General features: G+C 53.0%; 8 protein-coding genes. All 8 read left to right on the top strand.

Translation table 11 applies throughout. The features are described from left to right. Positions 1 to 858 precede the first annotated feature (858 nt). Positions 859 to 1302: a helix-turn-helix domain-containing protein gene (locus tag RTK01_RS15035; protein WP_312281751.1), complete on the top strand. Its 444-nt coding sequence runs from the start codon at positions 859 to 861 to the stop codon at positions 1300 to 1302. Further along, positions 1292 to 2527 carry a PBSX family phage terminase large subunit gene (locus RTK01_RS15030; protein ID WP_312281750.1) on the top strand — a complete coding sequence of 412 codons (1236 nt, stop codon included), beginning with the start codon at positions 1292 to 1294 and terminating at the stop codon, positions 2525 to 2527. Before RTK01_RS15035 ends, RTK01_RS15030 begins: the two co-directional genes overlap by 11 nt. Next, positions 2524 to 2727 (top strand): hypothetical protein, encoded by a 204-nt coding sequence (locus RTK01_RS15025; protein ID WP_312281749.1) that lies wholly within the window; start codon positions 2524 to 2526, stop codon positions 2725 to 2727. The genes RTK01_RS15030 and RTK01_RS15025 overlap by 4 nt, the downstream gene beginning before the upstream one ends. Then, positions 2724 to 4124, top strand: a complete 1401-nt coding sequence (locus tag RTK01_RS15020) for a phage portal protein (RefSeq protein ID WP_312281748.1) — start codon at positions 2724 to 2726, stop codon at positions 4122 to 4124. The genes RTK01_RS15025 and RTK01_RS15020 overlap by 4 nt, the downstream gene beginning before the upstream one ends. Continuing rightward, the gene (locus RTK01_RS15015; RefSeq protein WP_312281747.1) at positions 4125 to 5276 is read left to right on the top strand and encodes a phage minor capsid protein; all 1152 of its coding nucleotides are present in this window, start codon (positions 4125 to 4127) and stop codon (positions 5274 to 5276) included. 171 nt (positions 5277 to 5447) lie between these two features. Next, a complete protein-coding gene (locus RTK01_RS15010) occupies positions 5448 to 5756 on the top strand; it encodes a hypothetical protein (RefSeq protein ID WP_312281746.1) in 309 nt (102 codons plus the stop codon). A 110-nt stretch (positions 5757 to 5866) separates the two neighbouring features. Beyond that, positions 5867 to 6436 (top strand): phage scaffolding protein, encoded by a 570-nt coding sequence (locus RTK01_RS15005; protein WP_312281745.1) that lies wholly within the window; start codon positions 5867 to 5869, stop codon positions 6434 to 6436. 21 nt (positions 6437 to 6457) lie between these two features. After that, the coding region (locus RTK01_RS15000; protein ID WP_312281744.1) for a phage coat protein at positions 6458 to 7418 on the top strand (961 nt) is incomplete at its 3' end.

Genomic DNA, 7418 nt, shown 5'->3' with positions numbered 1-7418 from the left:
TGCTAAAGTGTAAGATAGAAAAAGTTAGGGAGCCGTCTGAAATACGGCGGCTCCCCCAAAAATTCATACTAAGGGGGCGTTGGGCGTGAGAAAGTTTCTGAGCTGATATATGCCGCCAAAGGTAGCCGCTCCGCGCCGGATTACGACGCGGTGGGCATAACCCGGTTCGATTCCGGGAGGCGGCGGCAGGACGGCACATTTCGCGGCCCTGCTTTAAACGAAAGGCCAAAGCTGGCAGTGTACAGGGGTGCGAACATCAAGGGGCAAAGATGGTAGCCCATAGCGTCCCGTCAGCAGGCAACCACACTCCGAAGCCGCAATGAGGGTGTGGGTATATGGATAATAGCGGCTCCATATGCAGAGCAGCCAATAGGCTATGTGCGGTTCAGAGCCGCGGCTTTGCACCAACGAGGAAGTTGTTTTGACCGTTTCTTACGCTCTATGATAACGGAAAGGAAGCGGCCCGCCTGTATCGGTGACACGCACGCTCTAAAGGGAATCACCAACGGAGCTTAAACAGTGGGGTAACCGTGCGAACCGGAACGTTAGTGTGCTGACGATATAGCACAAGAGGGTGGCGCACTGCATGACGCGCCAGCAGGTTCTGTGGTGGCGGAAGATAGACGCAAGTGGTTCTGGTTCGCGAACTGGGCGGAGCGTGGCCACGCAATAGCCCATAAGGAATCGTGCATAGGTGGAAGTCCTATGCCCACAGAACAAAATAGAACCGACTGCCTACGGGTGGCCGGTTTCTTTATGTAATTTTTTGGTGGCCGAAAGGCGGGTATTATCCATCACATAGCGTGAGCGTGGCAGGGGTGGGGCCGGTGGTGGAATAGAGAGGGAGGTGAGCCCGTTGTGGCAAAAGGAAAATTTCAAAAGTGGTTGGAGCCGGACGGGCTTTTGCTTCTGGAGGGGTGGGCCAGAGACGGCCTGACGGATGAACAGATTGCATCCAACTGCGGGATATCAACCGCTGCGCTATATAACTGGAAAAACGATCATGTAGAGATTTTGGAGGCCCTAAAAAGAGGCAAGGAAGTTATTGACATCCAAGTGGAAAACGCGCTGCTGAAACGTGCCCTCGGATATCACTATGACGAGGTTACCCGGGAAAAAGTCAAAGACCCCGTTACCGGGATTTCTTGTTTGTCCATCACAAAGAAGATCACAAAGGAAGTGCAGCCGGATACCACGGCTCAAATCTTTTGGCTGAAGAATCGAAAACCGGATAAGTGGCGGGATAAGCCGGCAGATACCGCTCTCTCTGATACGGGGGTGCAGATCATTGATGACCTATAAATTGTCAGAAATCATATCTCCCGTCTTTGCGGAATCGCACCACGCGGTCAAAGATGGTTCTATCAATGAGCTGGTGGAAAAAGGCGGTCGCGGTGGCGCGAAATCCAGTTATATTTCCGTTGAGGTCATTCTACTGCTGCTGAAACATCCTGACTGTCATGCGGTGGTCATGCGCAAGGTCGGCAATACTTTGCGCCCCTCGGTGTATGCCCAGATTTGTTGGGCCATCGCATCACTTGGGTTATCAGCAAAGTTTAAATGCACCGTCAGCCCCATGGAATGCACTTACATTCCAACCGGACAGAAAGTAATGTTCTTTGGACTGGACGATCCCGGCAAGCTGAAATCTATCAAAGTACCGTTTGGGTATATCGGTGTTGGCTGGTTCGAGGAACTTGACCAGTTTGACGGCCCTGAACAAGTCCGAAATGTAGAGCAGTCCATCTTCCGAGGTGGGCCGTTCTCTTTTTGCTTTAAAAGCTTCAACCCGCCCGCTATGGCCCGGAATTGGGCAAACCGATATGTTCTGGAGGCAAAGCCCGGAAAGCTGGTGCATCACAGCACCTATTTGACAACGCCGCCGGAGTGGTTGGGGCCTCGTTTCATTGCTGATGCAGAACACCTGAAAGAGACCAACCCGACCGGATACCGGCATGAGTACATGGGTGAGGTTGTAGGTAGCGGCACGGCGGTGTTTGAAAATCTCCGCATTGACGCTATCCCTGAAAATCAAATCGCCCAATTTGACCGCATCATGAGCGGCGTTGACTGGGGCTGGTATCCTGACCCGTGGGCATGGAACCGCGCTTATTATGACGCTGCAAGAAAGACGCTGTACATATTTGACGAGTTGACCCGGAACCGGACAAGCAACCGAGATACCGCAGAGCTGCTTTTGAAGCTCATCCCCATGGACGAAATGGTGATCGCTGACAGCGCGGAGCCGAAGAGTGTAAGCGACTATTGCGATTATGGGATACGGTGCAGAGGCGTAAAAAAAGGCCCCGGAAGTGTGGAATACCGCATGAAGTGGCTTCAATCCCTTGATGCAATTGTAATTGATCCACAGCGATGCCCGGATACCGTAAAGGAGTTTACAGAATACGAGTATGAGCGCGACGATAAGACCGGAGAAGTTTTGCCGGGATACCCCGACGCAGCAAACCACCACATTGACGCGGTGTCTTATGGCACATTCCCAATTTGGAGGAGGAGAGGACAATGACTAAATTCAAACGCTGGCTATATACAAAGTTCCTCCCCGATTACTGTCGGCTGGATTTGCTGGAAGAAAATAAGCGGTTGGTTGAAATGATTCAGCGGCAGAAGCAGGAGATTGACCGGCTCAATGCTTACATCAACGGGCTTGAAAATGGCATTCGCAGCCAGCGCCGGATTGTAATTAGAAATGAGGTGAAACCGTGAACATCGTTTCCGCGCTGCTTGACAACAAAATACAGAGTTTTGAGCAGGCGTACCGGGTAAAGGATATCACCTCTCCTCAAATGCAGAACGCTATTCGAGTGTGGTTTGCGATGTACTTGGAGGGATTACCCAAAGAGGGCGAGGACGATTGCCAACGCCTGCCGGTGGTAATTGTCAATAAGCTGACCAAGACGGTATTTTCAGAGTACGAAGCGGCGGTTAGCACAAAAGGCCCCAAGGCGGAGTTTATGACGAGGCTGCTTGATAGGCTGGATAAGCCTAAAAAAGTAGCCATGCAGCAGACGCTTGTGGGTGGGGAGTGCTTTATCAAGCCCATCCTGACCACTGGTGGCTTTGATTTTTCTGTCGTGCGTCGGGATTGCTTTATACCATTGGCCCGCGACACACACGGCCGGATAACCGATGTTGGCACGTCCGAGACGACCGCATACAACGGCAAATATTACACGCTACTGGAGCGCCGGACGGTGGACAATGCCGGGACCCTGACCATCCAGAGCAAGCTATACGAGAGCAACGACCCGTCGTTAGGCGGCTCACAGGTGGCGTTGTCCGCCATCCCCAAATATGCAGCCTTACAGCCGGAACTTGCATTACAGGGGGTTGGAAATATCGGCATGGCCTGCGTCAAAACGCCGCTCTTAAACTGCGTGGATATGTCACAGGATGGCGTGAGTGTCTATGCCCCGGCGTTGGGCCTGATCCGTAACATCAACCGCAATGAGCATCAGTTAAACGGAGAGTTTGAGCGCGGTGAATCCCGCATAATTGTCAGCGGTGACATGATGGAGATGAACGAGGATGGCGGGCGAAAGAGGCTCTCAGCCCATGTGTTCACCGCCGTTGACGAGAGCCCGGACGATATCGGAGTAAACATTTTTTCCCCGGCTTTGCGAGAAGCCTCCTATCTCGCCCGCAAGCAAGAATACCTGCGCAACATTGAGAGTCAGATCGGGCTAAAGCGCGGTATCCTGTCCGAGGTAGAGGCGGCGGAGCGGACGGCAACGGAGATTACCAGCAGCGCCGGAGATTACAACCTAACGATTATTGATTTCCAGTCCATGTGGGAAGACGCACTGCGGGAGCTGCTGGGCATCTGTGATAAGATCGGGCAGATTTATAAGCTGTGCGATTCAACCAAGTTCGACACAGAGAAGGATATCACGGTGGATTGGGGCGATGGTGTGCTGTTTAACCGCGACAAAGCATGGACGGAGCTATCGGGCATGGTTGCATCCAGTATGATCAAGCCAGAAATTGCTATTGCGTGGTATTACAATCTGACCTTCCCAGAAACGCCGAAGGATTTGGAGGTTATCAGAGCCAAGTATATGCCGGAGATTGAAGCGCTGACAGGTGGGGCAGGTGATGAATAAATGCTCACCCCTGACCAGATCGCCGCCCTCCGTGACGCTGCCACAAAGGTATCAGACCCGATCACCGAATACCTGATTGCCGATATCGCTCGGCGTATCTCCGAGGCAGGCCAGTTTACCAGCACAGCGCAATATGAAGTATGGCGAACTCAGCAGTTGGGCATATCGCAGCGCGAGATTAGAGAACGATTGCAAAGGCTTCTTGGCAAGTCCTCAAAAGAGATTAACGCGCTGCTTACTCAGTCGGCAGAGGTTGGCTATAACTTTGACCTCAAAAACCTGCCTACGTCTGCGGCTATTCCGTTTGAGCAAAACGCCGTTATGCAGCAGATTGTTTCCGCCTCTGTCAAACTGGCACAGAGCGATTTTACCAACATCACCCAGACATTGGGCATGGTAGACCCCTACGGCAACGCCCTCCTCTTACAGGACGTATACCGCAGCGCTACGGACTTTGCGTTTAAACAGGTGTTCACCGGAGCAACGGATTATAATACGGCCATCAGGCAGGCAACGCGCAACATCGCCAAATACGGATTGCGGACGATTGACTACGAGAGCGGCGTACATACCAGTATGGAGGCCGCTGTACGCCGGAATATCATGGGCGGCTTAGGATTGATGCAGGAGCAAATATCCCAGCAGAATCACGACGATATGGGTGCTGACGGCTGGGAAATATCCGCCCACGGTAATTGCGCTCCCGATCACGAGCCGATTCAGGGTAATCAATATTCCGACGCTGCGTATATAGCCCTCAATGATAGCCTGAAACGCCGCATCGGCACTCTCAACTGCGGACATGCGGCCTATCCGATTATTATGGGGGTCAACAGCCCGCAGTACACACCGGGGGAATTGAAGGAGTTCCGTGAGGCCAATACCGACGGCATCACCTATCAGGGCAAACATTTCACCGGCTATGAGGCCACGCAGCAGCAACGCGCCTTGGAACGTGCCATACGGGCGCAGAAACGGAGCGTGCTGATTGCCAACCAGACAACCGACGCAGATTATCAGAAGACCGCTAAAACGCGGCTGACGCTATTAAATCAAGAATACAGACGCTTTTCCAAGGCGGCGGGCTTACGAACGCAAATGGAGCGGGCGCAGGTTGCCGGATTTGGGAGGGCGGCGCAGGGGGTCCTATGATATACGACATATGGATACAGATAAAGGAGTTTTTGAAACAGCAGTTTTGCAGGCATGACTACAAGTCAAAGGTACGTCCGTGCGGATTCCAACAGTTTGAAATCAAGGAGTGTTCAAAGTGTGGAAGGATAAAAGTGAAAGAAATCTAATTATTTGTTTCGGGAGGGAAAAATGAAAATTCCAGATAAAGTCCGAATTGGCGGTATTGATTATGCCGTTGAGTACGAAAATCGGCTGATGAATGGCGGCGGGCAAGGGCTCAGGGGTCAGATCAGTTACAGCAACGCAACGATTAAGCTTGATCCTAACGCGCAGGACGAGCAAGGCAAAAAGCAGACGCTTTTGCACGAAATTATGCATGGCATTGCAGAACACTTTGACCTGCCCGTGCGCACCGACGAGGACACCATTGACAAGCTTGCAAAGGGCTTGTATATGGTGATTGTAGACAACCCGGATATGTTTAAGAGCGATGATTGACGCAGCTTACCGGCTGCTTTTTTCATGTCATTTTGCCCCGGCTGGGCGTAAAACAGGCCAACGCAGGGGATGCGACCCCCGGCAACAAAGCGTAGCGGGAAAGGGAATATATGAAACGCGAATTTTTACAGAACATCAAAATCGGAGATCAACCCCTGACCAAGGAAATCATCGATGCCATCATGGCGGAAAACGGCAACGACATCGAGGCGGCTAAAAAGCCCTTTGCAGACTATGAGGATATCAAGGGCCAGCTTTCCGAGGCCAGCAAGACCATTGAAGAGTTCAAGGGCATGGACATTGACGGCATCAAGAAAACCGCTGACGAGTGGAAGAAGAAAGCGGAACAGGCGGAAAAGGACGCTGCCGCCAAAATTGCCGACATGGAGTTTTCTGGCTTGTTGGATACCGCGATCACTACCGCCAAGGGGCGCAACGCTAAGGCTCTTCGCGGCCTGCTGGACATGGACACCCTCAAGGCAAGTAAGAACCGCTCTGAGGACATCAAGTCCGCTCTGGAGGCGCTTAAGACCTCTGACGGCTATTTGTTCGAGGATGCGCAGGCCCCGCCTCCTTACGCTGGCGGCCCCGGCTCTGCTCCTATCGGCAAGAAAACCAGCGAAATGAACTACTCCGAACTGTCCGCTTATATGGCGGCAAACCCCGGCGCACAAATTTAACTATGACAAGGAGATTTAAAAATGGCTGAATACGTTCAGACGAAATTTGACAGCAAATCCTTTAACCCGGTAGCGTTCGGCGCTTACGTTGACCGGATTCCCACCACCAAGCGCAACGAACTGATCAAGTCCCGCGCCATTCGCGGCAATCAGCAGATCAGACAGGCTTTTTCCAATCAGACCGGCACGGCCTATGCGACTATTCCCATGACCGGGCGCATCGGCGGCGTTCCCCTGAACTATGACGGCAAGACCAACATCACCGCACAGAGCACCACCACCTTCGAGCGCGGCGTTGTGGTTATTGGTCGTGCGCAGGCGTGGACGGAGAAGGACTTCTCCACTGACATCACCGGCGGCGTGAACTTCATGGACAATGTGGCCCAGCAGGTGGCCGAATACTGGGACGGTATCGATCAGGATATGCTTTTGAGCGTCTTGAAAGGTATCTTCGCCATGACCGGCGCGGCAAACCTGAAATTCGTCAACGGACACACGCTGGATATTACCACCCTGACCGGCGAGGACAGCGACAACAATCCCAGAAACCGCGCGGGCGCTACCACCCTCAACACCGCAATCCAGCAGGCCAGCGGCGATAATAAATCCGTGTTTACCATCGCTATCATGCACTCTTCCGTTGCTACCAACCTCGAAAACCTGCGCTTGCTGGCCTACCTCAAGCAGACCGACGCGCAGGGCATTCAGCGGGATTTGGGCATCGGCACTTGGAACGGCCGGGCCGTCCTGATCGACGACTCCATGCCTACCGAGGATGTTGCTGCGGTCTACACCTTGACCGCCGACACGGAGATCAACCCCGCCAAGACCTATTACACCCGCAGCGGTTCTTCCGGCAGCTACGTGTACACCCCCGTTGCAAGCCCTGTTGTGGGTAGCATCGGGAGTTACTACGAGCTGACTTCCGAGGGCTACACCAAGTACACCACCTTTGTGTTGGGTGACGGCGCGTTTGACTATG

It is taken from the genome of Oscillibacter sp., assembly GCF_031978065.1.
Taxonomy (GTDB): domain Bacteria; phylum Bacillota; class Clostridia; order Oscillospirales; family Oscillospiraceae; genus Oscillibacter.
This window is presented reverse-complemented; position numbering and strand designations above follow the sequence as displayed.